We start from the raw sequence: 26,142 nt of genomic DNA, 5'->3' as shown, positions 1-26,142 counted from the left end.
ATTGAGGATAAGACCATGACTGCCGAAGCTACTGCAAAGACAGATGATGCGATCGAAGAAGCGGCAAAGCCGTCTTCCATTGCCCCCGACGAACTGGCGCGCCTCAGCGACGACGTGATCTCGGCGCTGAAGACGGTCTACGACCCGGAAATTCCGGCCGACATTTTCGAACTCGGTCTGATCTACAAGATCGATATCGAAGACGACCGGATGGTCAAGATCGTCATGACGCTGACAGCGCCGGGCTGCCCGGTGGCGGGCGAAATGCCGGGCTGGGTGGAAAATGCCGTCGGCGCGGTCGAGGGTGTATCCGGCGTTGACGTGTCGATGACCTTCGATCCGCCGTGGACGCCGGACCGCATGTCGGAAGAGGCGCAGGTCGCCGTCGGCTGGTATTGAGACTGATTTGATTTTGACTGGTGTCATCTCTTGATGACACTCTCGAGCGCCATTAAATTGAAATCCATAAACATCGAGCCTTGAACTCGATTGTCGAAGGAGACTAAGCCCATGGGCTTTGCGATCATGACCATAACCGGGGCTGCCGCCTCGCGTGTTAAAGCAATCGTCGAAAATTCCGGACCGGATGCCAAGGGCGTACGCATCGGCATCAAGAAGGGCGGTTGCGCGGGCATGGAATATACCATCGACCTCGTGACCGAAGCGGATGCGAAGGACGACCTAGTCGAATTCGACGGAGCAAGGGTTTGGGTTCAGCCCTCCGCCGTGCTTTATCTGCTCGGCACCCAGATGGATTTCGAAGTGACCAAGATGCGTTCCGGCTTCACCTTCAACAATCCGAACCAGACCTCGGCCTGCGGTTGCGGTGAATCGGTTGAGCTGAAGCCTGCCGATCTGGCAGCGCTTGCCAAGCAGCGCGAGGCTGAGGCGAGCGTTTGATCGGCCACCTGCCATCTCCGATTGTGGGAAAAACCTCGTTAGGTACGTGACGTCACCGCACTCTCGACGTCATCCTCGGGCTTGACCCGAGGATCCATCCCCGTCAAATCGCTTGAAACGTTTGTAGATCCTCGGGACAAGCCCGAGGATGACGGAGGAGAGGTTTGCTCGCTCTTCCACGAAACTGCCCCGTTCGAAGCCGCTCACTCGTGCCGTAGCGCCTCTATCGGGCTCAGACTCGCCGCCCGCCGCGCCGGGAAATAACCGAAAATCACCCCGATGGCCGCCGAGAAGGCGAAGGCGAGGAAGATGATCGACGGGCTGGTGACGAATGGCACGTTGAGAAAGCTGACGACGCTATAGGCAAGGCCGAGGCCGGTCAGGATGCCGACGGTGCCGCCGAAGGCGGAGAGCATGACCGCTTCCACCAGAAACTGCGTCAGCACCTGTTTTTCCAGTGCGCCGATGGCGAGCCGTATGCCGATTTCGCGGGTGCGTTCCGTCACCGAGACCAGCATGATGTTCATGATGCCGATGCCGCCGACCAGAAGGCTGACCGCTGCGACTGCACCGAGAAGCCCGGTCAGCAGCGTCGTCGTGCCGGTCATGGCCGAGGCGATCTGCGTCATGTCGTTGACGGTGAAATCGTCCTCGCGGCCGATGCCGATGCGGCGACGCTCGCGCAACAGGTTCTGCAGGTCGCTCTGCACCTTGGCGGTGGAAACGCCGTCCTGCGCCGAGACCATGATCGAGGAAATGGTGGTGGTGCCGCCGATGCGCCGCTGGTGGATTTTCAGCGGCATGATGATGGTGTCGTCCTGATCGTCGCCGAGGCCGGATTGGCCTTTTCTGGCGAGAACCCCGATGACAGGGCAGGAGATGTTGCTGACACGGATCGTTTGCCCCACCGGGTTTTCCGCACCGAACAATTCCTGCCGCACCGTTTCGCCGATGATGCAGCCGATCTGGCCTCCGCGATCTTCAGCGGGCTGGAACTCGCGTCCGAGTGCGATGGTCCAGTCCTGCGCGATCAGATAGTCGTTGGTGGTGCCGATGACGCTCGTCTGGTGGTTCTTGCCGCCGAAAATGACTGTCGCGGCCGAGCTGCGGTTTTGCGGGGCGACGGCGCGTATGCCGCTGATCTGGTTGCGGATGGCCTCGACATCGCGGTCATCGAAGCGCTTGGCCTCGGTGCTGGCGCGGCCGGGGCCGAACTGGCCGGGACGCACGAACAACATGTTGGTGCCGAGCCGCGATAATTCCGATTTCACCTGTTCCGTCGTGCCATTGCCGATGGTGACCATGGCGATGACGGCTGCGACACCGATAACGACGCCCAGCACCGTGAGGAATGAGCGGAGCAGGTTGCGGCTGATGGCGCGCAGCGCAAGACGCGACGTTTCAAAGAACATCGGAAGTCTCCTTCTTTTCCGCCGCGCTGTCGGAGGCGAGATGCCCGTCGACGAAACGCAGCAGGCGCCCCGCATGGGCCGCGATATCCTCCTCATGCGTGACCATGACGACCGTAATGCCCTTGTCGCGATTAAGCGCGGTGATCAGCTCCATGATCTCGGCGCTGGTTTTGGTATCGAGATTGCCGGTCGGTTCGTCGGCCAGAAGCAGAGCGGGGCGGGTGACGATGGCCCTTGCAATGGCCACACGCTGCTGCTGGCCGCCGGAAAGCTCCTGCGTCGTGTGATCCTCGCGGCCCTTCAATCCCACCTGTGCAAGCGCCTCCATGGCGCGTGCGCGCCGTTCCGACGCCTTCATGCCGCGATAGATCAGCGGCAGCTCGACATTTTCCACCGCCGAGGTGCGCGACAGAAGATTGAAGCCCTGAAACACGAAGCCCAGCATATGGCGGCGCAGCAGCGTCAGATGTTCGTTGTCGAAGCCGCTGGTCGGCACGCCCTGGAACAGATATTCGCCTGTTGTCGGCACATCCAGACAGCCGATGATGTTCATCGAGGTGGATTTGCCCGAACCTGATGGACCCATGATGGCGACGAATTCCTTTTCGCGGATCGAAAGGCTGACGCCGTCGAGCGCGCGGATCGTCGCTTCGCCCCGGCCATATTGCTTGACGACATTGCGGAACTCGATGAGCGGCGGCTGTTGCATGCGGTTTTCCTCCGTCAGCCGGCGTTGCGGGCCGTTGCGTCGGTAATCACCAGATCGTCGGCTTTCAACTCGCCCGATTTTACCACGGTATGCTGGCCATCGGTGGAGCCGGTTTCGATGGAGACCGAGACGGGGTTGTTGTTGCGCAGCACCCAGACCGTTCTTTTGCCCGTAGCGGCCTGTCCGGCGTCGCGGTTCTGCGAGCGGCCCATGCGGGGAGGGCGGAACAGGCTCATCAACCCGCCGCCACGGGAGGCGGATTCGCGCGGCGGCGTATATCGCAGCGCCGAGTTCGGTACCAGCAGCGTATCCTTGATCTCTTCAACGACGATATTGGCGGTTGCGGTCATGCCGGGGCGCAGCAGCAACTCTTCGTTGTCCACCGTCAATATGCCCTTGTAGGTTACCACGTTCGACACGGTTTCGGACGCGAAACGCACGGTTTCGATTTCCGCCGGGAAGCTGCGGTCGGGATAGGCATCGACGTTGAACGTGGCTTTCTGCCCGGTTTCGACCTTGCCGACATCCGCCTCATCCACCGACACCTGCAATTCCATCTGGCGCAGATCGCCGGCGATGGTGAACAGCACCGGGGCGTTGAGCGACGAGGCGACGGTGGCGCCGGGATCGACACTGCGGGTGAGGATGACGCCGTCAATGGGCGAGACGATCTTCGCCTTGCCGAGATTGACCTCGGCGAGCCTCAGATCCGCTTCCGCCGAAAGCACGGTCGCCTCGTTGACCTGCAGCGTGGCGGCTGCGGCATCGTGGGTGAACTGTGCGGCGTCCAGATCCTGCTGGCTGGAGACCCGGTTCTGCACCAGCGACCGCAGGCGCTCCATCGACGTCTTTGCCGAGCCGAGATCGGCGCGCGCCTTCAGCACATTGGCCTTGGCGGAGGCGAGCTTGGCGCGGGCGCTCTGCACGTCGGCCTCCAGCTTGTTGGTATCAAGCTCCGCCAGAATATCGCCGGATTTGACCGGGGTGTTGTAGGTGACGTTGACCTTGCGCACGGTGCCGGACAATTCGCTCGATATATCAACCTGATCCGTCGGCTGGACCGAGCCGGTGGAGGTGACGATGACGGAAAGATCGCCCTGTTTCGCCGCTTCCGTGACGTAGCTATAGGCGACGCCTGCGGCACGCGACTGGTAATAATAGGCAAGCCCCCCGCCGATCAGCACGATGGCTGCTGCGGCATAGAGATACCGGCGCGACTTCTTCTTCCTGCCGGTTCTGCTTGTGCCCAAGATCTCCCGCAGGTCGGGCTGGCTGTTTTCCACGTCGCGGCCATTGGTGTTGGTGTCATTCATTTTCGTCACCCGCAAAATTCAAAATGCCACAGGGGATTGTTTCCACCCCTGTTTTCCGGTCCGTCTGTCGCTGTTTGTATTCCTCTGATTGTGGGAAGTGACATAGCTTGCCCAAAGGGGGAAGTGAAAACTTGGTAATATTTATGATAGCTCTCGTCTGGTAGAGATAAATCCGGAAACGCCGACGCCATGGATGTGGCGCCGGTTTCAGCAGCGATATGCAGGACGATGATAGAATGAACGACAACGTGGTGAAGTTCCGCAAACCGACACCGCCGAAAAAACCACGCCAGCCGCTCGGGCCGAAATCGAAAAAAGCCCTGACGATCGCCGCCGTCATCGCATTCTTCGCGGCAGCATGGGGTTATTTCACGCTTTTCGGGCAGGGGTAGGGCGGGGTCTTTTCGAAGGCGCGCACTTGCTGGGGATTGTTGCTGTTCGCTGAAGTCAGCAAAGCTCTATTCCCTCACCTTCGTCATAGTGAGGGTGGCGTTCAGTATTTCACCGAAAAACCAATAATTTAAGAAGAAGTGGCGACCCCTGCAGGATTCGAACCTGCGACATTCGACTTAGAAGGTCGACGCTCTATCCAGCTGAGCTAAGGGGCCGTTGTGCCAGGCGATCATTGCTCCGGCGGAAAGTCTTCAGTGCGTTTCGTTCAATGCGTCCAGGGCTGGGTGCGGCTGAAACGGAAATTGTCCGGATAGGAAACAACCTTGCGGGTCGCGTCCTTCGGCTGAATGACGCGGTATTCGATGCCCTTGCGCTGCGCATAGGCTTCGGCCTGTTCCTGGGTCTCGAATGTCAGCTTGACCTGCTGTTTCATGTCTGAACTGGAGGTATAGCCCATGATCGGATCGATCTTGCGCGGTACCTCGGCGTCGAATTCCAGAACCCAGACATTGGTCTTCGCCGTGCCGGATTGCATGGCGGTTTTTGCAGGGCGGTAAATCTTCGCAGACATGTCGAAACTGCTCCGGTTGGGCGGCGGGGCATACACCCCGGATTACTCTTCACGTACCTGAATAGAATAACCAAATCGTGTCAGGAACGCTGAATTTGAAATGGACCGACTTCATGTGAGAGTCAAGACGATTATCCCTTGCCGCCTGATGGTGCTCTCTTCACATAGGCACCAATTTCCGCCGATCATGGCAACGGTTCAACAAAGATGAATTTCCCTGTTGCGGACTTCGGGTGAACCGTGTATTCCCCAGCCATCGCCTCGGCGGAGTGTAGCGCAGCCTGGTAGCGCATCTGGTTTGGGACCAGAGGGTCGGGAGTTCGAATCTCTCCACTCCGACCATTTAAAGCGAAATATTCGCTTGTCGGTGTAACTTCCTTAAAGGAAAAGCTTTCGTTCAGTCCGCCGATGGGCCGGCCAATGTGCTTTCGGCTGTGCCGATCGTCATGACATTGCCGCGCCACGCGACCGCGCTGCCGATCCAGCTGCGTATCCAGACGAAGGGCATGATCATATCCCGCGCGATCATGGCCGGCAGGGTATAGATGGATACGGGCCACCGGTTGAGGGCTGTGAGCGCCAGTTCCGGGCCGTACATGGCGGCGAGCACGGCGATGGCGGTGACGGTGAGGTCTGCATCCGCCGCAACGGCGGCCCCGAGCGCGAAGAGAAGCGGGGGAAGCCCGCCTGTCAGGATTTCCGGGGCAAAATATTGCGGGAAGGTCACGCGCCGCAGCCGCGCCCAGCGGGTCTGCCGCGACCAGATCTCGCCGGCATTGCGCTGGCCGAGCGGCTGTTCGAACGGGGCAGAGACCAGATGCACCTTGCGGCCGGCATTTCTGACCAGTTTCGTAGAGGCGGCGTCTTCGGCGATTTCGGCGGCGAGTGCGCGAATGCCGCCACGCTCCTCCAGAAACGGCTTGTTCCACAACATCGATTTGCCTTGCGCGAAACCGATGCCGATGGCTTCCGCCGCATATTGCCAGCGGCCCTGTGAACCGTTGAGGAAGGCGCATTCCACATGGGCCCAGAAGCCTGCCGGCCGAGAGCCGAGCGGCGGCGAGCAGACAAGCCCGCTATCCGGCCGCCAGGCCGACATCATGGTCGCGATGTAGGATTGCGGCATCAGCACATTCGAATCGGCCAGAATGACCCATTCGTGGCGGGCGGCGCGCCAGCCCTTGACGCAATTGTTCAGTTTCGGATTGGCGCTGATGCGGTCGTCGCCGATGAGCAATTGTGCCGAAACCGCCGGGGAGGCGGCGCTTGCCTTGCGCACTTCCTCGATCACCGGATCGGATTCGTCGGCGACGCAAAATAGCAATTCGTAATCCGGCCAATCGAGCTGAAACGCCCGCGACAGCGTCAGCGGCGTGAAGTTTTCCACACCACGTAGCGGCACCACCAGCGAGACTGGCGGTTTTCGCCGCACAAGCTCGTTTTCCGTGTCTCGTCTCGTCAGGCGCCAGCCGGCGAGAACAATGCCGAGAAGATTGAAGGCGAGGAGGAGAATTGCGCAAAGGGCAAAAACAGTTTCCATGCTGGCCAGTTTCACTCCCTAGCTTTCGGCGGTCTGTCCGCCAACCGATTCCATGGAATTCGTCACTGCGGATTATAACGTTTGCGTGACAGTTACATGTCATCATCGACAGGCGGGCAGGGTGCAAGGCACGGGAAACGGTGCCGAAGCGTCTGTCCGGCGGCAAAAGAAAAGCCCTCCATAAAGAAGGGCCCAGTCATCATCACGGCCAATGAACTAGTGGATGTTCAGAATATGCGCGTGACTGCTTGCGGCGAGAAACGATTCCCGCGCCTTTTCGATGTCGCATCGTCCGGCGATCGCATCGAGGCAATTCCTGCGCGCTTCTTCATATTCCGGTCCGTGTTCTTCCGGCCAGCGGTACATCAGCATATCCAGCGCCACCAGCGGGCTGTAGATCTCCACGGCGGCGGACAGCGGCAGGTGGATCGCCACCGGCTTCATCCACGAGGCGTGGTGACACGGCTCCGTTCTGTTGATCAGCATGTCGTCTTCCTCCCTGTTTCACGCGTCTTGACGGCGATTTCCATTCCCATGCGCGAAATGCTCGCCTCACGAAATGGTTCCCGATCACCTAAAAAGTGATCGGTCAGGGGGTTCCAATTTGCCAAGATGAATGGAAGATGAACGAAATGATGAACCGGAGATGAACAAAACCTCTATTCGGGCGTTGTAATGTCCATAGGAAGGAGAACGCACATGTTCAATTTGTCAGGCATCCAGGAGAGCTTTTTCGGAGACCGCATGGCTGGCGTATGTGAGGCAATCACCTCGGCGCTGGCCTTCGAAACAGGGCTTGAGAAGTCGCGGATTTCCGCAACCGTTGAAAATGACATGATCTATCTGGAAGGAACGGCCGATTCGGTGGAGGCGATCGATATCGCCATCAATCTTGCCGCATCTATCTCCAATTGCCGGATTCTGAGCCATATCGAGCCGGTCTATTAAGCATTCCGCAGCCGGGCGACGCATCGTCCGGCTTGTTCAGACGCAATAACGCGGCAATGTCATTTCCGGTTGCCGATTTGCGCACTGCGGGCCATGTCGCCCGGTTTGATGCCGTAGCGTTTTGCAGTGCCGCCATTCAGTTCCAACACGAATTTGACCGCCCCACGGGAGCTTATGATGGCCTCCGAATGGGGCACCGCGTTTTCGTGGATGTGGGTGATTCGCCCGTCGCGGGCGATAAACAGCATGTCGAGCGGAATGAGGGTATTTCTCATCCACATGGCCACGTCCCGTGTCTCACCGAAATCGAACAACATGCCGCTTTCAAGCGGCATGGACTTGCGGAACATCAGGCCCTGTTCGCGCTGGGCATTGTCGAGCGCCAGTTCCGCAACGAAGTCGTGGTTTTTCCCGGAGGCGGTTTCTATTGTCAGCGGCTCGGAGGTGAAGGTCTGCTGCTGAGCCTGCGCAACGCCTGCAAGCGTGAAAAAAAGAAGCGCCAGAACGGCGCTCTTCATCCTATTGCGAAACAGGCCGGTCATTAGTGCGACATCCCGATCGGGGCCGGGTCGTCGGGGTGGATTTCCGCCGCCATCAAACCCTTGTCGCCATCGCCGAAACGCACCAGCACTACCTGGCCGGGGCGCAGTTCCGTCAGGCCGTAACGGCGCAGCGTTTCCATATGCACGAAAATATCTTCGGTTCCCTCGCCACGCGTCAAAAAGCCGAAGCCCTTCGTGCGGTTGAACCACTTGACGATGGCGCGCTCAAGCCCGCTCGAGGGCGTCACCTGCACATGGGTGCGCACCGGCGGCAGCTGCGAGGGATGAACGGCGGTGGACTGATCCATCGACAGGATGCGGAAAGCCTGAAAGCCGCGATCACGCCGCTGGATGAGGGCGACGATGCGCGTGCCCTCGAGAATGGTCTGATATCCGTCCCTGCGCAGGCAGGAGACGTGCAGCAGTACATCCTGCATGCCATTGTCGGGCACGATAAAGCCGAAACCCTTGGCGACGTCGAACCATTTCACTGCGCCGGTGATTTCGGTCAGGTCCACGGCATCGCCCGAAAGGTCCTCGACATCGACTATTGTTTTCGATGACATCCTATCAGCCATATCCTGCCAACCCCTCGATTACGCGCCATACACCGGTCAACTGATTCCTGTGCGCCAGATTAACATCTTGGTAACGGTTCCACGCAAGCCCTAGTTTTTGATTTGCGTAGCTGCTTTTATGTCGCCGTCCTTGTCCGGGGCTTGCGACCATGCGTTTATTGCCTCCGGGCCTATGTATTTGAGAGGAAGAAAATGCGGTATCTGCACACGATGGTTCGGGTCAAAGACCTTGGCGAATCAATGAAATTTTATTGCGACCTGCTGGGTCTCGAGGAAATACGCCGAACTGAAAACGAAAAAGGCCGCTTCACACTGGTCTTCCTTGCCGCGCGTGACGATATTTCTCCGGCGCGGGAAAAAAAGGCGCCGTGCCTCGAACTCACCTATAATTGGGATACCGAGGACTATACCGGCGGACGCAATTTCGGGCATCTAGCCTATGAGGTCGACAATATTTACGACTTCTGCGCCCGCCTTCAGCAAAACGGTATCGTCATCAACCGGCCGCCGCGTGACGGAAACATGGCCTTCGTCCGCTCCCCGGACGGCATTTCCTTCGAAATTTTGCAGAAGGGCGAAAGCCTCGCGCCAGCTGAACCATGGATATCTATGCCGAATACCGGTTCCTGGTAGGGGATTCCCCGGCCGGCAGCTGCGGTTTCCGGCACTCTTGCCTTGTCCGGACAGGTTGAGGCATAGTCCGCGAATCGAAACGGCATGTCCTGTTTTGGAGAAAGCAGACGATTCCGTTCCCGTGCTGCTGTTGTAAATGCAAGATACGGAGGCCACCCATGAAAACTGTCGATGGCGCGAAAGGACGTGTTGCCTGTCAGCGTCTTGTCGTCGCGGTTTCGCTGCTCGGGCTTTCCGGATGCGTTTCGGCGGTGACCGACGACGACATGGCCGCCAACAGCAAGAAGCCGGCGATTTCCGCCGAGCAGAAGGCGCAGGCGGCATCGGCGGTTAACGGCCCGGCCGGCAAACAGCCGCCGGGGCATTATGTGGACCCCGCCGTCGCCTCGGCAGCGGGTGGGGCCACGCCGGCCCAGCAGCAGGCGTCCGGCGGCCCGGCGCAGGTTTACGGCGCCGCCGCCGATATTGGCGGGCTGACGACGCAACCCACCGCGATTTCCGCCGGGACATCCAGCATCTATTCCACCAGACCTGCCGTGGCGGCAGGTGCTGTCGCCGCAACGGGCGCATTGTCGCAGGGTATAGCCCCCGCCGTCAGCAGCGTTTATTCGGCACCGGCTCAGGCGGCGCAGCCCCAGCCGGTAGCCGCGCCGGTTCAGGCTCCGTTGCCCGAGGAACAGCACAGCGAAAACCGTCAGGCGGTTCCCGTGCCCGCGCCGCAACAGGCATCGGAACAGCTCGCCGCCGTTGCCACACCGCCTTCCGGAGGCGCCAGACTGACGGGCGAAGGGCAGGAAGGCGAGGGCAAGGGCGTGACGCTTGCGGCCTTTTTCGCCGGTGCGGCCAAGAAGCGTCTGCCGAAAATGATCGAAAACGGTGCGGCCGAGAACACGCAGGTTGCGGCACTGTCGGGGACGACAGACAGGACGATGGGCATTGCGCTTTCGGGCCGCTCGGTAATGTCTGACGAATTCGACGACGCACATCTCGAAGACGAGGATGACCAGCCGACCGGCCTGATGAAGCTCGCCTCTCTCTCCGGCCTGACCCGTATCTCCCCGAACGGCCTTTTCCTGCAGACGGATCATGTCGAAGTCGGTTGCTTCAAGCCGGAACTGGTGCGGATGATCAAGGATGTCGAGCGCCACTATAACAGCCCGGCCATCGTCACCTCGGGTTATCGCCCGCCGAAGGGCATAAGGCAGGGTTCCAAGCACTACACCTGCGATGCCGCCGACATCCAGATCAAGGGCGTCTCCAAATGGGAGCTTGCAACCTATCTGCGATCGATGCCGGAGCGTGGTGGTGTCGGCACCTATTGCCACACCGAATCGGTACACATGGATACGGGTGAGCCAAGAGACTGGAACTGGCGCTGCCGCCGCACCGCCTCGCGCAAATAATCTCCCGCCGGGTTTTACAGCAGTCAATTTCGAAGCGTTGTGCGCCGGAAATCCGTTCAGTCCGAAATCTCGATAGGCAGATCCGTCAGAGAAGGCGGCTCTCTCGTGCGAATGGACGTACGGCACGCCATGCTGTAGGAGACGTTTCCCTGTCTCTATGCGCATGGTGTCTAGCGAATGCTGCCGATCTCCACTTTTCCCGTCTACATCATCTCCATCGCCAGAGCGCGCGCACGGCTCGAAAAGATGCTGAACGGCGCCTCCGGCCTCGGGCTGGATCTGCGTCCCGTCGAGGGTGTCGACGGCAAGACCGTTCCCCCTGCCGATTGGACGGACTTTAACAGGCGTGGCTTTGAGCTTCGCAACGGCCGTCGCGCCTTGCCCGGAGAATATGGCTGTTACGCCAGCCATATCAAAGCATTGGAGATTTTCCTCGCGACCGATGCGCCGGTGGCGGTGATCGTTGAGGACGATGTCACCTTTACGCCGGACTTTTCCGACCGGATCAAAGCAATGGTCGCGATCATGCCGGAAAATTCGATCGTGAAACTGACCAACCACCGTCGCAGCGGTTTCAAGGGCCGGAAGACCAGCGCGCTCGGAGACACGTTCGGGCGCTGCATCTATGGTCCGCAGGGGTCGTCGGCCTGTTATGTCATTTCACGCGGCGGGGCGGAACGGTTTCTGAAAGCGGCGAGGGTGATGACGCTGCCGTTCGACCGGGCGCTGGAATGCGGCTGGGGTTACGGCACGCATGTCTATGTGACTGACAAGGATTTCCTGCCTTTCGGCGATCCGGACACGCTGGTCGGCACCCGCGCCGAATATCGCGGCAGCAAGTTCGCCCGTTTCATGCGGGTTCCGGCCTATCTCTCCAGTTTCTACGACAATATTGCGCGCTATGTGTACGCGTATCTCTAGGATACGCAGTCGGTCTATCAGGTCCGCTTAAGCGGCGGTAGCCACTGCCTTGCGTGGTGAGGCTGGTGGAGCGGGCAGCTCCACCAGCCTATTTGTCAGGCTTTTGCCTGTGCACCGTCATGGAAATGGATAGGCGCGTGGTGCAGGTAATGGGCGACCTTGCGTTTGGCGGCGATGTCGGTCCAGACGAAACGGACGTTGTCTTCCGTCAGCCCCGCTGCCGCCGCGATCTCGGCTGCGGGCACGTCGTTTTCCAGGCCGTACAGGCAGATATCCATCTTGTCGTAGGGCAGGGCGAAATAGAACTCCTCCTGCGTCTGCGGCATGGAATAGGTATCGGTGGTCGGGGGGCGGGCGCGGACTTCTGCGGGAATACCAAGGTGAGCCGCCAGCTGGTAGACCTGTGATTTGTAGAGATGGGCGATCGGCTTGATATCGGCTGCGCCATCGCCGTTCTTGACGAAGAAGCCCTGGTCGTATTCCAGCCGGTTGGGAGTGCCGAGGACCGCAAAGTTCAGGCGGTCGGCATGGTAATACTCGAATTGCTTGCGGGTGCGCTGCTTCATGTTCGTTGCCGCGACGATGCCGAGGTATGCTTTCGCGTGCAGTCTCACCTTGCGTATTTCGCCTGCCGGAGAACGCACGACCAGAGAGGAAATATTGTAAGCGCCGGTTGTCATGGCATTGTCGAAGACGATTTTGGACGTCCAGCCGAGGCCATATTCAGGAATGACCTCGCGGATGAAGCCGTCTCGTCTTTCATAACATCCCATGGCTGCAAGCGAGGGACCGATATCTTCCAGCACGCAGTCCATGCCCAGCATCGTTGCGACTGCCTGCCCCAGTCGCAGGCTTTCCGGGTCGGAATCGTTTTCCGGCATGAACAGGCCGAAGACATTTTGTGGCCCCAGCGCGTGGACGGCGAGAGCAGCGCAGACGCTGGAGTCAATGCCGCCGGAGATGCCGAGCACCAGTCCGCGCTTGCGCAGGTCGAAACGAAGCGCGCGCCGAATTTTTTCAGCGATGCGCTCGACCTCTGCTGCCGCATCAAGCTCCAGAGGTGCAAAGGACGTGATATTTGCAGTGGTTTTCTTCATGGATTGTTCTCCGTATCTTGAGCGGCCAGACGACGGCTTACCTTCCCGGTATCCGTCGTCGGCAGGAAATCGCGAAATTCGATAATTGTCGGGACCATGTGTGCTTCAAGATGCTGGGCGCAGTGGCGCATCACATCTTTCTCCGTCATCGCGCCGCCGGGTGCGACAACAATCGCCTTGACCGCCTGGCCGAACACGTCATGCGCGACGCCGAAAACCAGAGCATCCGTCACGCCCGGCATGGCTTGCAGAACGGCTTCGACAGCCAGCGGCGCGACCTTCTCGCCGCGCGATTTGATGATGTCATCCTTGCGGGCGACGAAGGTCAGATATCCCTCCGCATCGCAGGTGAAGAGATCGCCGGTGTGCAGGCGCATCCCGCCCGTTGCATCCGTGCGTAACGCGCGGGCGGTGGCTGCGTCATTGTTCCAGTAGCCGCGCATGACATGCGGCCCGGCGACGACGAGTTCGCCGACAACGCCTGGCGGCACGACATTACCGGTCTCGTCCACAACCAGAGCTGTGGTGCCCGGGATAGCGATGCCGACGGTGCCGCGTTTTCTGTCCAGATATTCAGGCGGCAGGAAACTGATGCGGGTGCATTCCGTCTGCCCATACATGCAATAGAGCCGAAGGCTGGGCAGAAAGGCGCGAAGCCAATCGCCGTGAGCGACCGGCAGGGCGGCGGCGGCGGTGGTGACATATCGCAGGCTTTCAAAGGTCTGCGGCGAAAGATCCCGTGTCTGCATCATGATGGAGAGCATGGTCGGCACCAGCGCCAACCCCGTGACCCGCTCGTCACGAATGCGCTCGAAAATCAGATGCGGATAAGCGAATGATTTTTCGATGACCAGCGTGCCGCCAACGAAGATGCTGGAAAGCAGCTGGTTAAGCCCGTATCCGAACGAAAGCGGCAATACGCCGAGCAATATATCGTTCGAGGTGTTGCCGAGGTAGGACGTGATCGATCTCACGGCGGCGTCAAGATTGTCGTGACCCAGCATTACGCCTTTCGGCTCGCCGGTGGAACCGGATGTGTAGATGATCGCGGCCAGATCGGTGTCCGGCAGGCCCTTCGGCACAGCGCCGGCTGGTTCGCTCAGCAATGCATCGAAATCGAGATCATCGCCGGTGAGGTTCGCAACGCCTGTAACAATCAGCAGTTTCGGTTGCGGACCGGCTGCATCTGAAACCAGCTTCTGCAATCGTGTTTCGAGAATGACGGCAAATGGGCGGGAGCTATCCAATATCTGCGAAAGCCGGGCGGGTTTGGCGGATGGGTTGACCGGGCAGATGACCACGCCCGCCATCCAGCAGCCGAAGATCGCAACAGCCATGCGCCAGCCATTGTCCATCAAAAGGACGACACGATCCCCCGGTCTTGCACCCCGCGCGATGAGGGCGGTGGCGAAAGCTTCGCTCATGCTTTCAAGATCGCCGTAACTCAGACGCGTCTCTCCCGCCACCAGCGCCGTTTTTGCGGCGTGGCGCTCAGCGCTTGCGTGCAGGTAATTGTCGATACGCACGCGCCGTCTCCCGTCAGGCAGACTGCTTGAGGCCAACGAAAGCGGCGATATTATCAATGGTGTCGAGATTGGCCGGAACGATATCGGCATCGGCAAGTTTGATGCCGTAACGTTCCTCGATGAAGCTGACCAGCTCGAGAATGCCGGTGGAATCGATGAGGTCGTTGTCGATCAGCGAAAGATCGTCGCCAAGCGGCTGGCTTTCATCACCGAAGAGAAAGTTTTCGACGATGAATGCGCGAATTTCCGCTTTCGTGCCTGCGGCGATATCTGTGGTCATTTCGGGCTTCCTTCTGATTTGTGCGATGGCGTTGAGGAATTCTGAGATGGGGCGGCGTGCAGAAGCTGGGTGGACAGTACGCCAACAAAGGCCGCGTTGTCGCGAAAGCCGGTCGCCTGTTTCTGCCGTACCTTGGCTGTGAGTTTCTCAACCGCCTGAGCGTTGAAAAGACCAACGTTCCTGATCTGCTGCGTGGAAAGCGTGGTGTCGAGATATGCGGCAGTCGAAAACGCCTCTGCATCCGGGGCGCGATAGGGCTGTTTCGGGCGATTGATGATCGCATTCGGCACCAGCCCGGCCGCTGCCTGCTTGAGAATGTATTTTTCCTTCAGGCCGCGCAGTTTCGCTTCGGGTGGGAGCGCGGTTGCAAAGTCGATCACACGCGGATCGAGGAATGGAAACCGTCCCTCAACGCCGTTGGCCATCATCACCCGGTCTCCCTGGCTGGATAGAATGTAGCCCGGCAGGAGGAATGACGTTTCAAGATATTGCGCCTGATGCAGCGGATGCCAGCGGCGGAAGTCCTCGGGAAGTTGCGCGGCAAGATCGGCCGCTGCATCGTAATCGCCCAGTTCCGCCTTCAACTCTGCGGAGAAGAAGATTTTCGCTGCCGCCGTCGAACGGATACGTGGCCGGTGGGAAAATAGCGGCTCGTCCGTTCCTTCCCTCCCGAATGCGAAAAATCGCGCAAGGTAATCCGGCGTCTGCTGCTTCAACCCTGGCAGATAAGGATAAAGCCGCTGGAACAGTTTCGGGCGACGTGAGGATTGCGGCTGGCGGCTGCAAAACCGTCGCACCCGCGCCTCGCGGAAGATGTCGTAGCCGGCAAATATTTCGTCGGCGCCTTCGCCCGTCAGCACCACTTTCATGCCCCGTTCGCGCACGTGCTTTGCCAGCAGGTACAGCGGCACAGGGGCGGTGCGAAGAACAGGTGTCTGCACATGCTCCATGACTTCAGGCATGTAGCGGGCAATGTCCCCAGTCGAGCATTCAACCGTTTCCGATGCGACGCCAAGACTATCGACCATCGCCTTCTGCCAGTTGCGTTCGTCGTGCTCTTCGCTTTCGAAGGCGAGGGAAAAGGTGCGCAGGCCCTGTGTGACGTTTTGGGCGGCGAGCGCCGAAACAAGCGAAGAATCCAGCCCGCCAGACAGATAGGAACCAACCGGCACATCGGCGCGAAGGCGTATCCGCGTCGCTTCGGCAAGCAGCGCTTTCAGCTCCTCCACCTGGGCGCCGAGGTTTGCCGCCGGCGGTGCGTCGTTCAAGTCGGGGTAAGACAGCTGCCACCACCGCCGCACCGTGGCCGCGCCATCACGCAGGATCATCAGGTGGCCCGGCGGCAGTTCGTAGATACCGCGAAAGGCGGTGCGCGGCGGCAGTGGGAACCAGAGCGTGAAAATCTGGTCCAGCGCCACCGGATCGATCGTCGCATCTATTCCCGGCAGGGCCAGAAGAGCGCCAATCTCGGATGCGAAGTGGAACGTGCCTTCGTGCCACGTATAATAAAGGGGGCGGACACCCATCCTGTCCCGGGCAATTACCAGCCTGTCGTTGGGCCTGTCGTGCAGCGCAAAGGCAAAATCGCCGTTCAGGTCGTCAAGACAATCCAGGCCTTTTTCCCGGTAGAGATGGAGGAGGACTTCAGTATCGGATTGCGTGCGGAAGCGGTGACCGCGTTCGGTCAGCGTTTCGCGCAATTCGATGTGATTGAATATCTCGCCATTGAAGGAGATGGCGAGATCGTTTTCCGGCGTGCACATGGGTTGCGCACCGTCTGCAATGCCGACAATTGCCAGCCGTGCATGCGCCAGTCCAACGTCGCCGCGTAACAGGGTTCCATGCGCATCCGGCCCGCGATGTCCAAGGCGTGACGCCATCAACGCAAGACGCTCTTCAGCGCGGCCTGTCGGCATGGAGTGTTGGTAAAACCCGGCAATTCCACACATTATGTGCCTGCCTCATCGAAACTGTCGCCGATGAGTCGGGTCCAGCTTTCACCGCACAGGCCGTTGAAAAACGCCGTTCCATCTGTCGCGGCCTTGACGAGGTCAGGATCACGCGAGTGAACGATTGTCGAAGAGGCATGCAAGAACATGCATTTTCGTCCAATCATCGCCTGTAAAAGCGCCGGTTGGGTGCGACCTCTGATCGCAACGAGACCACGATCGAAGGCATTGCGGATCAACCGGTCGATGACGATCTGCTCCTGTCCCGGCACGGCCATGATCTGCACCGTGCGGCCAACGCCGCCTGAATCTCCGTGATAGAGAAAAAGCCCGACAGGCCTGTCGCCCTTGTTTTTCACGATCCGCTGAACCGCTTCGCCATGCAGGCGCTTGCGCTTGGCGTGATGAAGCATCGTCAGCAGGTTTTCCTCGCTCCATACGGGATGCAGCGGAAAATTCCTGACGAGATCACACGCCAGACGAGCGAATTCGGCATCTCCAGCCGCCTCGTCGGTAAAGCTGTCGGCCCTGTCAGGAAGTGGTACATAATAGGATAACGCCCGTCTGCTCACGCGCGATAGAATAGATTTGTCGATGAACTTGCCAAATGGCGACAGCACACGCAATCCGCCTGAAAAACGCGAGGTGGCAATCTCGAGTCCGAATGAAGCGGGACGCAAAACCCTCAGCCAATCAAGGCTGTATGGCGCCAGCATCTGGCCGCGCATCGTCTTCCACATTTCGGTGGAAACGTCATTGATTGTCTCGCCGAAAGTAAGTTCCTGCGGACCTGCCAGAACTTCGCGCAACAGGCGCGCGCCGGCAAAGGGGTCGGTCTCGCGGTCTTCAGCGACAAAGGAAGAGCAGACAGCAGCCTCGATCTGGCGGTCGCGAAGCTCCATCGCTACGGGTAACACGCCAAGAAATCCGGAAACGCGCCCGTCTTCGCGTATATAGACCTTGGAGCGAATATCCTGATGGATACTCTTATTTTCGAGGAAGAGGGTGCGCAAATACGCCCGCAGGTCATCCGTTGCGGCATCGTTCTTCTTCCGAAGATTGCGGTGAAACATCTCGGCCACGGACCCGAGATCGTCCGCAACAAATGAACGTACTTCAGACATACTCGCCGTTTCTTGCCGGATTGTTGTTTTAGTCGATAATTATATTGCGTTTATTTTGCCACGGTCGCGTTAACCAGAGGTTATATACCTGATAATTTTTCAACTGAAACGGGCTTGTCATCGATACCATCGCGACGATGAATGCGGACGCACTCCTTGCTGGCGCAAGCGCAATGGAGATTTTGGATCTCGTTATTTCGAGGTTGATGCGGTGGGCGCGTGGAAAGCCCCTCGAAAAGGCAAAAAACCGCGTGCGACTTGTGCGACATTTATCGGCCGTACAAAGTCTTAAAACTCTGGTAGTTAATTGATTTTTATTGGGATTTTTGGTGAGAGCGCAGGGATTCGAACCCTGGACCTACTGATTAAAAGTCAGTTGCTCTACCGGCTGAGCTACGCTCTCCCATGTCGGGGCTTGGTTGCCCTTCGGAAGTGCGCGGAACATAGGTAGAGCGACCCGTTCGGTCAACCCAAAAAAAGCGCTTTCTACAATCAATCCGGTTTTTTTTGTCGCACCCCCGAAAAGGTGATTGGAGAGAGGGGGTGGCTGGGGATAAAAGCTGCTTCAGACATGTCGGGCAAACGGGTGAAATCGTTTTGCGGCAATGACATGCGCGAAAATGAAAGCGTGAGGCGCCGGCGAATCTCTCAAGAATCGCGGTGGGCTTTGCGGGATCCGGAGTTCTTTCTTGTCGATTGCCGATATTTCCCTGTTCAGCGCGCTTCTGGCCGGCGCTCTTTCGTTTCTGTCGCCCTGCGTCCTGCCGCTGGTGCCACCCTATCTTTGCTACATGGCAGGTGTTTCGGTCGAGCAGTTCAGGACGGAGGAGACCGCGCCGCGACCGGAGATCCGCAAGGCCGTGCTCTTTTCGGCTTTCTTCTTCACGCTCGGTTTCGCGACGGTCTTTGTGGCGCTGGGCGCGGGCGCTTCGACGGTCGGCACGCTTTTGCGCCAGAACCTCGATATTCTCGCCAAGATCGGCGGGTTCATCATCATTCTGATGGGTCTCAATTTTCTCGGTGTTTTCCGCATCGGCCTGTTTTCGCGCGAGGCGCGGTTTCAGAGCGGGGGTAAACCGGCCACGCTTTCCGGCGCCTACGTCATGGGCCTTGCCTTCGCCTTCGGCTGGACGCCCTGCATCGGCCCGGTTCTCGGTGCAATCCTCGGTGTCGCCGCGTCGCGCGAGACGGTTGGCGATGGGGCGATGCTGCTTGCGGTCTATTCGCTCGGTCTTGCGGTGCCGTTCTGGATCGCTGCGGCGTTTTCCGGTTCGTTCATGCGTTTCCTCGTCCGCTTCCGCCGCCATCTCGGCCTTGTGGAAAAGCTTATGGGTGTGCTGCTGGTGCTCACCGGTCTCGCCTTCATGTCCGGTTTTATCACCAATGTGGCGATCTGGTTCCAGGAGACCTTTCCGATCCTGATGAAAATCGGCTAAGCCTCCCGCAGACGTAGGGGGAAAGATCGTGACCGATATCGTTGGAATGCTTCTGCCGTTTTTCGGCCTTATCTTCATCGGCTACGGCGCGGCACGCATAACAAAACAGCCGGTCGAGGCGATGGGCTGGCTGAATACCTTCATCATCTATGCGGCGCTTCCGGCGCTGTTTTTCAAGCTGGTGTCGAAAACGCCGGTGGAAGAGCTGGCGCGTATGGATTTCGTCGCCGCCAGTCTTGCCTGCACCTACGGCATTTTCCTGCTGGTGTTTTTGATCGGCCGGTTCGTGCGCAAAAACAGCCTTGCGGAAACGACGATCCAGAGTTTCGCGGCAAGCTACGGCAATATTGGTTATATGGGGCCGGGGCTTGCACTGCTGGCGCTCGGAGAAAAAGCGGCGGTGCCCGTAGCACTGATCGTGTGTCTCGAAAACGCCGCCCATTTCATCGTCGCACCGGCGATGATGGCGGTTGCGGGCGGCGACAAGCGTTCCCCGCCAAGGCTTGCGCTGGATGTGGCGCGCAAGGTCATTACCCATCCGTTTATCGTGTCGGTAATTGCCGGTTTTCTGGCCGCTTCGCTGTCATGGCAGCCGCCGGAGGCGGTGCAGCGGCTGGTGGATTATCTGGCGCAATCGGCGGCACCCTGCGCGCTGTTTGCCATGGGCGTGACGCTGGCGTTGCGGCCCATGAAACGGGTGCCGGTGGAAATCAGCTATATCGTGCCGGCAAAGCTTATTTTGCATCCGCTTGCCGCCTATCTCGTGCTCTCGTCGCTGGGGCGGTTCGAGCCGGTGTGGATCTATTCCGCCGTGCTGCTTGCCGCCTTGCCGACCGCGACGAATGTTTTCGTCATCGGCCAGCAATATCACGTCTGGCAGGAGAGGGCGTCGGCGACGATCCTGATCTCGACGGTGCTTTCGGTCTTCACGCTGACGGGCGTGGTTTATTTCATCCAGCCTTTTTGAAGCTGGCGAACAGGAGCGAGGGCAGGGCCTTCAACCCGCGTCCCGGCTCGATGCCTTCGCGCATGACCATGCTTCTAAGCGTGCCGATGCCGGAGAGGACATGCAGGCCCGCCGCGCGCGCCATCTGTATCGGCAGCAGGTCCGAAAGCAGCGACCGGTTGAGGAGATCGACGCTGAGGGTGCGGGTATAGACATCCGCCCGCCGCTTGCGGTCGAAGCTGCTTCCGGCGTCCGCTGCAATCGGGCGGTCGGAGACCGCGCCCAGCAGTTCCGTCAGCGCAATAATGTCGCGCAGGCTGAGGTTCAGTCCCTGCGCGCCGATGGGCGGGAAGCCATGCGCTGCCTCGCCGATCAAGGCCACGCGACCCTTGCCGAAGCGGTGCGCCGTCATGGAAGAAAGCGGCCATGCCTGCACGCTGTTCTCCACGGTAACGGCACCGAGCATGGATTGCATGCGCTCCTCTATCCGGAGGCCCAGAGCCTCAAGCGGCAGCGCCGTCAGCTCCTCCGCTTGCGCCGGGGTCACAACCCAGACAAGGCTGGAGCGGTCGCCGGGCAGGGGAACCTGCGTGAAGGGACCCGTAGGCGTATGGAATTCGGTCGAGACATTGCCGTGCGGCCGGCTATGGCTGAAGTTCAAGACGATGGCCGTCTGCGGATAGGACCAGGATTTGACGCCGATGCCGGCAGCATCCCGCACCATCGATTTCCTGCCATCCGCGCCGATCAGGAAATCGGCCGACAGGGTTTCTCCGTCGCCAAGCGTTACCGATACGCGGTCGTTGCCGATATCGATCGTCTCGGCGGTGGTGTCGAGGCGGGTAATATTGTGTTCCTGCTCAACCGCTTCGCCAAGCACACCCAGCAGCGCCTCATTGGGAATGTTCCAGCCGAAGGCGTCGAGCCCGATTTCGGAGGAACGGAACTGTACGGTCGGCGCACGCAGCAGGCGGTCGGTACCGTCGATGATCTGCATGGTGGAAAGACGGGCTGCGGCAGGTGCTATGCGCGACCACAGACCAAGGCGGTCCATGAAGCGGATGGACTGGTCCATCAACGCCGTGGTGCGCCGGTCCTTCTTTTCGCTGGAAGGCGCGACGAGCGCCACGTGACGGCCCGCCCGCGCAAGCGCGATGGCCGCGATCTGGCCCGCAAGTCCCGCACCGGTGATGGCGATATCGAAGTGTCTCATGGTCCTGATCCGTTGTTATTTCGAATGCATCATAGTGGCTTTGCGCGGGTAAATCCACTTGGGCGCTGGAACATCCCGGCGTAAACATTGCCTGGTTGTGCCGTTATATTAGTCTTAGGATAAGCCAGATCAGCCGGTTGCAAAGCGTGGTGAATGGCCGCATACCGGAGTGAACAGGGCGGATGAAAAAGCGGGGCGCAGACGCTGACCATGAAAATTTTCAACTATAAGCGTGTTCCCTACGCGGAAATCCGCGCCTTTTCCGTTCATATTTTGACTGCGTCCGGGTCGTTTCTGGCTTTTCTCGGCGTCGTCGCCGCTTCCGAACATCGGTTCGTCGATATGTTCTGGTGGCTGGGGCTTGCCCTTCTGGTCGATGGTATCGATGGACCCATTGCCCGCAAGGTTCGGGTGAAGGAAGTTCTGCCCAACTGGTCCGGCGACACGCTCGACAACATCATCGACTACGTGACCTATGTGCTGTTGCCCGCCTTCGCCCTTTACCAGAGCGGCATGATCGGCGAGCCGCTATCCTTTGTTGCTGCCGGTATGATCGTGGTGTCGAGCGCCATCTATTACGCCGATATGGGCATGAAGACGGATGAATATTTCTTCTCCGGCTTTCCGGTGGTCTGGAACATGGTGGTTTTCACATTGTTCGTCATGGATGCCAGCGCCACCACGGCCATGACCGTCGTGACGTTTTCGGTGTTCCTGACGTTTCTGCCGATCAATTTCCTGCATCCGGTGCGGGTGAAGCGATTGCGGCCGCTCAATCTGGCTGTTGTGTTCGTGTGGTGCGCGCTTGGCGGTTATGCGCTGCTGATGCATTTCGCAACCCCGACCTGGGCCGTGATCGCATTTGTGGCGAGTGGCATCTATCTTTACTGCATCGGCGGAATATTGCAGTTTTTCCCTTCGCTCGGCGCGAAATAAGAAAAAGGTAAAGCCGTTTATTGCTTGTGCAAATTGCATTTAAGCGGCGTCTTTTTCAGTTGTGCGCAGCAGCAAAACAGTTATCAATAAATCATGATCATACGGCATTGCATACGCGTTGCCCGGTGATTGGGAACAATGACTACGGTCGCTGAAGTGCTTCGCAGAAAGCATGGGTGGCCGGTGAGAGAGGGAATTCGTGACTGGAACTTTGGCGCCGGAGGCCGTGCCTCTCCTGTCCGTTCGCAAGCTGACCAAGCTGTTCGGCAATTTCGCCGCATGCAACGGCATCGACCTCGATATAGCGCCGGGCGAAATCCACGCGCTTCTGGGTGAAAACGGCGCGGGCAAATCCACGCTCGTCAAGATGCTGTTCGGCGTCCTCTCGCCATCCGAGGGTGATATAGTCTGGCAGGGCCAACCGGTTTTCATCGGTTCGCCAAGCGAGGCCAGAAAGCTCGGCATCGGCATGGTTTTCCAGCATTTCTCCCTGTTCGAGGCGCTGACGGTTGCTGAAAACATTGCCCTGTCCCTCGATCCGAAAATTTCACTGAAGGAAATAGCCAAGGAAGCGGAACAGCTTTCGCGCGCCTATGGCCTGCCGCTCGATCCTCAAGCCCATGTGGCCGATCTTTCGGTCGGCGAGCGCCAGCGGATCGAGATCGTGCGAGCCCTGTTGCAGAACCCGCGCCTCATCATTCTCGACGAACCGACATCGGTGCTGACGCCGCAGGAGGCGGACAAGCTGTTCGAGACGCTGGCGAAGCTGAAAGCCGAAGGCCGTTCCGTGCTTTATATCAGCCACCGACTGGAAGAGGTGCAGCGCATCTGTGATCGCGCCACCGTTCTGCGCCATGGCAAGGTGACGGGCGCCTGCGATCCGCGCAAGGAAACCCCTGCGTCTCTGGCGCGCATGATGGTGGGCAGCGATGTCGCAAGCGTGTCGCGGCCGACGGGTGAAGCGCTTGGCCAGCCGCAGATCGAAGTCATGGGGCTTTCCGTCGCGCCGCGCACGCCCTTTGCCGTGGCGTTGAAATCGATTTCCATGAATGTGCGTGCCGGTGAAGTGCTGGCGATTGCCGGTGTGGCCGGAAACGGCCAGGGCGAGCTGTTCGACGCGCTCTCCGGCGAATATCCGGTCTATAACAACGATGCCATCCATCTGCGTGGCAAGCCGGTCGGCCGCATTGGCATCAATGGCCGCAGGCTGATGGGGGCTGGTTTCGTGCCGGAGGAACGCCACGGCCACGCCGCCGTTCCCGGCATGAGCCTTTCCGACAATCTGCTGCTGGCGCGGGCGCGCTCTGATGCCAAGGCGTTTCTGACCGGCGGTTTTCTGCGGATCGTGCGCGGTTCGGCCATCAAGGCGGCGGCGCGGCGCGTATCGGAAACCATGGATGTGCGCAAAAGCGGTGCGGATCCGCTGGCCGGATCGCTGTCTGGCGGCAACCTGCAAAAATTCATCGTCGGGCGCGAACTTGATCGCCAGCCGGCAGTGCTTGTTGTCAACCAGCCGACCTGGGGCGTGGATGCGGGGGCTGCTAGCCGCATCCGCCAGGCGCTGGTCGATCTTGCAAAGGCAGGCTCGGCCGTCATCGTCATCAGTCAGGACCTCGATGAAATCTTCGAGGTCGCCACCAATATCGCGGTCATTTCCGATGGAAAGCTGTCTGAGGCCCATCCGGTGGAAGAGATGACGCTTGAAAAGATCGGCCTGCTGATGGGCGGCATCCACACACAGTCAGGAGCCGCCCAGCATGCGCATTGAGCTTGAAAAACGGGCAGGGGTTTCGAGGCTATTCACCCTTCTTTCGCCGCTTCTGGCGCTGGTGCTGACGCTGCTCGTCGGCGCCATCATGTTCGCCATGCTCGGCAAAAACCCGATCGATGCGCTCTACGCGTTTTTCGTCGAGCCGCTTCTGGAAGTCTGGTCGCTGCACGAACTGGCGATCAAGGCCGCACCGCTGATCCTGATCGGCGTTGGCCTGTCTATCTGTTATCGCTCCAACAACTGGAACATTGGCGCGGAGGGGCAATTCACCATCGGCGCGATCACGGGTTCCATCCTGCCGGTGCTTTATCCGGATTGGCATTCGCCGCTGATCCTGCCGCTGATGATGGTGATGGGCGCCATTGGCGGCGCGCTTTATGCCGGTATTCCCGCACTTTTGAAGACGAGATTCAACACCAACGAAATCCTCGTCAGCCTGATGCTGGTCTATGTCGCGCAGCTTTTTCTCGACTGGCTGACGCGCGGCATCTGGCGCGATCCGGGCGGCTACAATTTTCCGCAGACGAAAGCCTTCAACGACAGCGCCGTCCTGCCGGAAATGCTGGCATCGGGCCGGGCGCATTGGGGTTTCGTTTTCGCCATCGTCGCCGCCATCGCGCTGTGGTTCATGATGCGCTACATGCTGAAAGGCTTCGAGGTTACGGTTCTCGGGCAATCGGCGCGGGCCGGGCGCTTCGCCGGTTTCTCATCGAGCCGCATGGTCTGGTTTTCGCTGCTGCTCTCCGGCGCGCTGGCGGGGCTTGCGGGCATATCGGAGGCCTCCGGCTCCATCGGCCATCTCCAGCCCAGCATTTCACCGGGTTATGGCTTCACGGCCATCATCGTCGCCTTTCTTGGCCGTCTCAATCCGCTCGGCATCATCCTCTCCGGGCTGGTGCTGGCGCTGACCTATCTCGGCGGTGAGGCGGCGCAGCTTTCCATCGGCGTGTCGGACAAGGTGACGCGCGTGTTTCAGGGGCTGATGCTGTTCTTCGTGCTGTCCTGCGACACGCTGATCTTCTATCGCATCAGGGTCGTCTTTGCCGGCAAGGCGCATCATAAAGAAGGAGCGGCATGATGGATATGCTTCAGGCCATCCTCCTCACCGTCATTACCGCCGCGACGCCGCTCGTCCTTGCCGCTTCCGGCGAGCTGGTGGCGGAACGTTCGGGCGTCCTCAATCTCGGCGTTGAGGGCATGATGATCATGGGTGCGGTCTGCGCCTTTGCTGCCGCGCATATGACCGGTTCTCCCTATCTCGGCATTCTGGCGGGCATTGCTTCCGGTGCGGTTTTCTCGCTGCTGTTCGGCTTCCTGACGCTGACACTCGTGACCAACCAGGTGGCGACAGGTCTTGCGCTTACCATTCTTGGTCTCGGTGTTTCCGGCATGCTGGGCGAGAGTTTCGTCGGCCTGCCGGGCGTCAAGCTGCAGCCCATCGTCTTTCCGCTGCTGTCGGATATTCCCTTCATCGGCCCGTTGCTGTTTAGGCAGGATTTGATCTTCTACATGTCCGTTGCGCTGGTCTTCGGCACCGGCTGGTTTCTGTTCAAGAGCCGTGCCGGCCTCAAGATCCGCGCCATCGGTGACAGTCACGCTTCCGCCCATGCTCTTGGCATCAACGTCATCCGCACGCGTTATCTGGCTGTCATGTTCGGCGGCGCCTGCGCCGGTCTTGCCGGTGCGCAGCTGTCGCTTGTCTACACCCCGCAATGGGTGGAAAACATGTCGGCCGGGCGGGGTTGGATTGCGCTCGCGCTCGTCGTCTTCGCCTCCTGGCGCCCATGGCGGGTTCTGGCGGGTGGTTATCTGTTCGGCGCCGTGTCCATCGGGCAATTGCATGCGCAGGCATTCGGTATCGGGGTGCCGTCGCAATTGCTCTCGGCGTTGCCCTATCTCGCCACTATTGTCGTGCTGGTCATCATCTCGCATAATCGCCGCACGACCTTGATCAACACCCCGGCATCATTGGGCAAATCCTTCGTACCGGATCGATGAAAA

General features: G+C 59.5%; 27 protein-coding genes and 3 tRNA genes. 14 read left to right on the top strand and 16 right to left on the bottom strand.

Annotated elements, in window-relative coordinates:
- The first annotated feature begins 15 nt into the window (after positions 1-15).
- Both RS75_RS18015 and sufA read left to right on the top strand, forming a co-directional pair.
- Positions 16-399 carry an SUF system Fe-S cluster assembly protein gene (locus RS75_RS18015; protein WP_045022743.1) on the top strand — a complete coding sequence of 128 codons (384 nt, stop codon included), beginning with the start codon at positions 16-18 and terminating at the stop codon, positions 397-399.
- Between the two features lie 111 nt (positions 400-510).
- A complete protein-coding gene (gene sufA, locus RS75_RS18010) occupies positions 511-900 on the top strand; it encodes a Fe-S cluster assembly scaffold SufA (RefSeq protein ID WP_045022741.1) in 390 nt (129 codons plus the stop codon).
- 203 nt (positions 901-1,103) lie between these two features.
- Here sufA and RS75_RS18005 read toward each other — a convergent pair whose 3' ends face one another.
- The 3 genes from RS75_RS18005 to RS75_RS17995 are packed head-to-tail and all read right to left on the bottom strand — an operon-like array spanning position 1,104 to position 4,334.
- Positions 1,104-2,312, bottom strand: coding sequence for an ABC transporter permease (locus RS75_RS18005; RefSeq protein WP_045022740.1), 1,209 nt, complete (start codon positions 2,310-2,312; stop codon positions 1,104-1,106).
- Positions 2,302-3,021, bottom strand: coding sequence for an ABC transporter ATP-binding protein (locus RS75_RS18000; RefSeq protein WP_045022738.1), 720 nt, complete (start codon positions 3,019-3,021; stop codon positions 2,302-2,304). Before RS75_RS18000 ends, RS75_RS18005 begins: the two co-directional genes overlap by 11 nt.
- A 14-nt stretch (positions 3,022-3,035) precedes the next feature.
- Complete coding sequence (locus tag RS75_RS17995; protein ID WP_045023186.1) at positions 3,036-4,334, bottom strand: efflux RND transporter periplasmic adaptor subunit; 1,299 nt, start codon at positions 4,332-4,334, stop codon at positions 3,036-3,038.
- 236 nt (positions 4,335-4,570) lie between these two features.
- Between RS75_RS17995 and RS75_RS26905 the strand changes: the two genes are divergently transcribed.
- Positions 4,571-4,726: a hypothetical protein gene (locus RS75_RS26905; protein WP_052679712.1), complete on the top strand. Its 156-nt coding sequence runs from the start codon at positions 4,571-4,573 to the stop codon at positions 4,724-4,726.
- A 139-nt stretch (positions 4,727-4,865) separates the two neighbouring features.
- Here RS75_RS26905 and RS75_RS17990 read toward each other — a convergent pair.
- Both RS75_RS17990 and RS75_RS17985 read right to left on the bottom strand, forming a co-directional pair.
- A tRNA-Arg gene (locus RS75_RS17990) sits at positions 4,866-4,942 on the bottom strand.
- Positions 4,943-4,992: 50 nt separating this feature from the next.
- On the bottom strand, positions 4,993-5,298 hold the full coding sequence (locus tag RS75_RS17985; RefSeq protein WP_045023184.1) for an ETC complex I subunit: 306 nt from the start codon (positions 5,296-5,298) through the stop codon (positions 4,993-4,995).
- Between the two features lie 265 nt (positions 5,299-5,563).
- Between RS75_RS17985 and RS75_RS17980 the strand changes: the two genes are divergently transcribed.
- A tRNA-Pro gene (locus RS75_RS17980) sits at positions 5,564-5,640 on the top strand.
- Between the two features lie 55 nt (positions 5,641-5,695).
- On the opposite strand, the gene RS75_RS17975 is transcribed toward RS75_RS17980, so the two are convergent.
- A complete protein-coding gene (locus tag RS75_RS17975; RefSeq protein WP_045022736.1) occupies positions 5,696-6,838 on the bottom strand; it encodes a ceramide glucosyltransferase in 1,143 nt (380 codons plus the stop codon).
- A 216-nt stretch (positions 6,839-7,054) separates the two neighbouring features.
- A complete protein-coding gene (locus RS75_RS17970; protein WP_045022734.1) occupies positions 7,055-7,324 on the bottom strand; it encodes a DUF982 domain-containing protein in 270 nt (89 codons plus the stop codon).
- Positions 7,325-7,537: 213 nt separating this feature from the next.
- On the opposite strand from RS75_RS17970, the gene RS75_RS17965 reads away from it, so the two are divergent.
- A complete protein-coding gene (locus tag RS75_RS17965; protein WP_045022732.1) occupies positions 7,538-7,786 on the top strand; it encodes a BON domain-containing protein in 249 nt (82 codons plus the stop codon).
- A gap of 59 nt (positions 7,787-7,845) precedes the next feature.
- Here the strand turns inward: RS75_RS17965 and RS75_RS17960 are convergent, their stop codons facing one another.
- Together RS75_RS17960 and RS75_RS17955 are read right to left on the bottom strand one after the other, a co-directional pair.
- Positions 7,846-8,328 (bottom strand): DUF192 domain-containing protein, encoded by a 483-nt coding sequence (locus RS75_RS17960; protein WP_045022731.1) that lies wholly within the window; start codon positions 8,326-8,328, stop codon positions 7,846-7,848.
- Positions 8,328-8,906: a cold-shock protein gene (locus RS75_RS17955; RefSeq protein ID WP_045022724.1), complete on the bottom strand. Its 579-nt coding sequence runs from the start codon at positions 8,904-8,906 to the stop codon at positions 8,328-8,330. The genes RS75_RS17960 and RS75_RS17955 overlap by 1 nt, the downstream gene beginning before the upstream one ends.
- Before the next feature lie 192 nt (positions 8,907-9,098).
- Here RS75_RS17955 and RS75_RS17950 point away from each other — a divergent pair, with 192 nt between their 5' ends.
- The 3 genes from RS75_RS17950 (at position 9,099) to RS75_RS17940 (ending at position 11,863) form a co-directional block, all read left to right on the top strand.
- Positions 9,099-9,539 (top strand): VOC family protein, encoded by a 441-nt coding sequence (locus RS75_RS17950; RefSeq protein ID WP_045022722.1) that lies wholly within the window; start codon positions 9,099-9,101, stop codon positions 9,537-9,539.
- Positions 9,540-9,697: 158 nt separating this feature from the next.
- Positions 9,698-10,942: a YcbK family protein gene (locus RS75_RS17945; protein WP_045022720.1), complete on the top strand. Its 1,245-nt coding sequence runs from the start codon at positions 9,698-9,700 to the stop codon at positions 10,940-10,942.
- 177 nt (positions 10,943-11,119) lie between these two features.
- The gene (locus tag RS75_RS17940; RefSeq protein WP_045022718.1) at positions 11,120-11,863 is read left to right on the top strand and encodes a glycosyltransferase family 25 protein; all 744 of its coding nucleotides are present in this window, start codon (positions 11,120-11,122) and stop codon (positions 11,861-11,863) included.
- Between the two features lie 95 nt (positions 11,864-11,958).
- Here the strand turns inward: RS75_RS17940 and nadE are convergent, their stop codons facing one another.
- The 6 genes from nadE to RS75_RS17910 all read right to left on the bottom strand — a co-directional run bounded on the left by nadE (position 11,959) and on the right by RS75_RS17910 (position 18,242).
- The gene (gene nadE, locus RS75_RS17935) at positions 11,959-12,960 is read right to left on the bottom strand and encodes an NAD(+) synthase (RefSeq protein ID WP_045022716.1); all 1,002 of its coding nucleotides are present in this window, start codon (positions 12,958-12,960) and stop codon (positions 11,959-11,961) included.
- Positions 12,957-14,486, bottom strand: a complete 1,530-nt coding sequence (locus RS75_RS17930; protein WP_045022714.1) for a class I adenylate-forming enzyme family protein — start codon at positions 14,484-14,486, stop codon at positions 12,957-12,959. Before RS75_RS17930 ends, nadE begins: the two co-directional genes overlap by 4 nt.
- Positions 14,487-14,499: 13 nt before the next feature.
- Positions 14,500-14,766, bottom strand: a complete 267-nt coding sequence (locus RS75_RS17925) for an acyl carrier protein (RefSeq protein ID WP_045022713.1) — start codon at positions 14,764-14,766, stop codon at positions 14,500-14,502.
- Entirely contained in the window at positions 14,763-16,715 is a 1,953-nt protein-coding gene (asnB, locus tag RS75_RS17920) for an asparagine synthase (glutamine-hydrolyzing) (protein WP_045022711.1), read from the bottom strand. Before asnB ends, RS75_RS17925 begins: the two co-directional genes overlap by 4 nt.
- Positions 16,715-17,839, bottom strand: coding sequence for a hypothetical protein (locus RS75_RS17915; RefSeq protein ID WP_045022709.1), 1,125 nt, complete (start codon positions 17,837-17,839; stop codon positions 16,715-16,717). Before RS75_RS17915 ends, asnB begins: the two co-directional genes overlap by 1 nt.
- A 327-nt stretch (positions 17,840-18,166) precedes the next feature.
- Positions 18,167-18,242, bottom strand: a tRNA-Lys gene (locus tag RS75_RS17910).
- A 286-nt stretch (positions 18,243-18,528) separates the two neighbouring features.
- Here RS75_RS17910 and RS75_RS17905 point away from each other — a divergent pair.
- Together RS75_RS17905 and RS75_RS17900 are read left to right on the top strand one after the other, a co-directional pair.
- On the top strand, positions 18,529-19,275 hold the full coding sequence (locus RS75_RS17905; protein ID WP_045022707.1) for a cytochrome c biogenesis CcdA family protein: 747 nt from the start codon (positions 18,529-18,531) through the stop codon (positions 19,273-19,275).
- Positions 19,276-19,303: 28 nt separating this feature from the next.
- Positions 19,304-20,242 carry an AEC family transporter gene (locus RS75_RS17900; protein ID WP_045022705.1) on the top strand — a complete coding sequence of 313 codons (939 nt, stop codon included), beginning with the start codon at positions 19,304-19,306 and terminating at the stop codon, positions 20,240-20,242.
- On the opposite strand, the gene RS75_RS17895 is transcribed toward RS75_RS17900, so the two are convergent.
- Positions 20,226-21,434 (bottom strand): UbiH/UbiF family hydroxylase, encoded by a 1,209-nt coding sequence (locus RS75_RS17895; RefSeq protein ID WP_045022703.1) that lies wholly within the window; start codon positions 21,432-21,434, stop codon positions 20,226-20,228. The two genes, RS75_RS17900 and RS75_RS17895, sit on opposite strands and share 17 nt — an antisense overlap.
- Before the next feature lie 210 nt (positions 21,435-21,644).
- On the opposite strand from RS75_RS17895, the gene pcsA reads away from it, so the two are divergent.
- The 4 genes from pcsA (at position 21,645) to RS75_RS17875 (ending at position 26,139) form a co-directional block, all read left to right on the top strand.
- Complete coding sequence (gene pcsA, locus RS75_RS17890; RefSeq protein ID WP_045022702.1) at positions 21,645-22,370, top strand: phosphatidylcholine synthase; 726 nt, start codon at positions 21,645-21,647, stop codon at positions 22,368-22,370.
- 211 nt (positions 22,371-22,581) lie between these two features.
- Positions 22,582-24,138, top strand: coding sequence for an ABC transporter ATP-binding protein (locus tag RS75_RS17885; protein ID WP_045022700.1), 1,557 nt, complete (start codon positions 22,582-22,584; stop codon positions 24,136-24,138).
- Entirely contained in the window at positions 24,128-25,219 is a 1,092-nt protein-coding gene (locus tag RS75_RS17880; RefSeq protein WP_045022698.1) for an ABC transporter permease, read from the top strand. The genes RS75_RS17885 and RS75_RS17880 overlap by 11 nt, the downstream gene beginning before the upstream one ends.
- Complete coding sequence (locus RS75_RS17875) at positions 25,219-26,139, top strand: ABC transporter permease (protein WP_045022696.1); 921 nt, start codon at positions 25,219-25,221, stop codon at positions 26,137-26,139. The genes RS75_RS17880 and RS75_RS17875 overlap by 1 nt, the downstream gene beginning before the upstream one ends.
- Positions 26,140-26,142: the final 3 nt, after the last annotated feature.

It is taken from the genome of Rhizobium nepotum 39/7 (assembly GCF_000949865.1).
Classification (GTDB): Bacteria; Pseudomonadota; Alphaproteobacteria; order Rhizobiales; family Rhizobiaceae; genus Agrobacterium; species Agrobacterium nepotum.
Note: the sequence above shows the minus strand (reverse complement) of the source record. Positions and strands in the feature narration are given on the sequence as shown.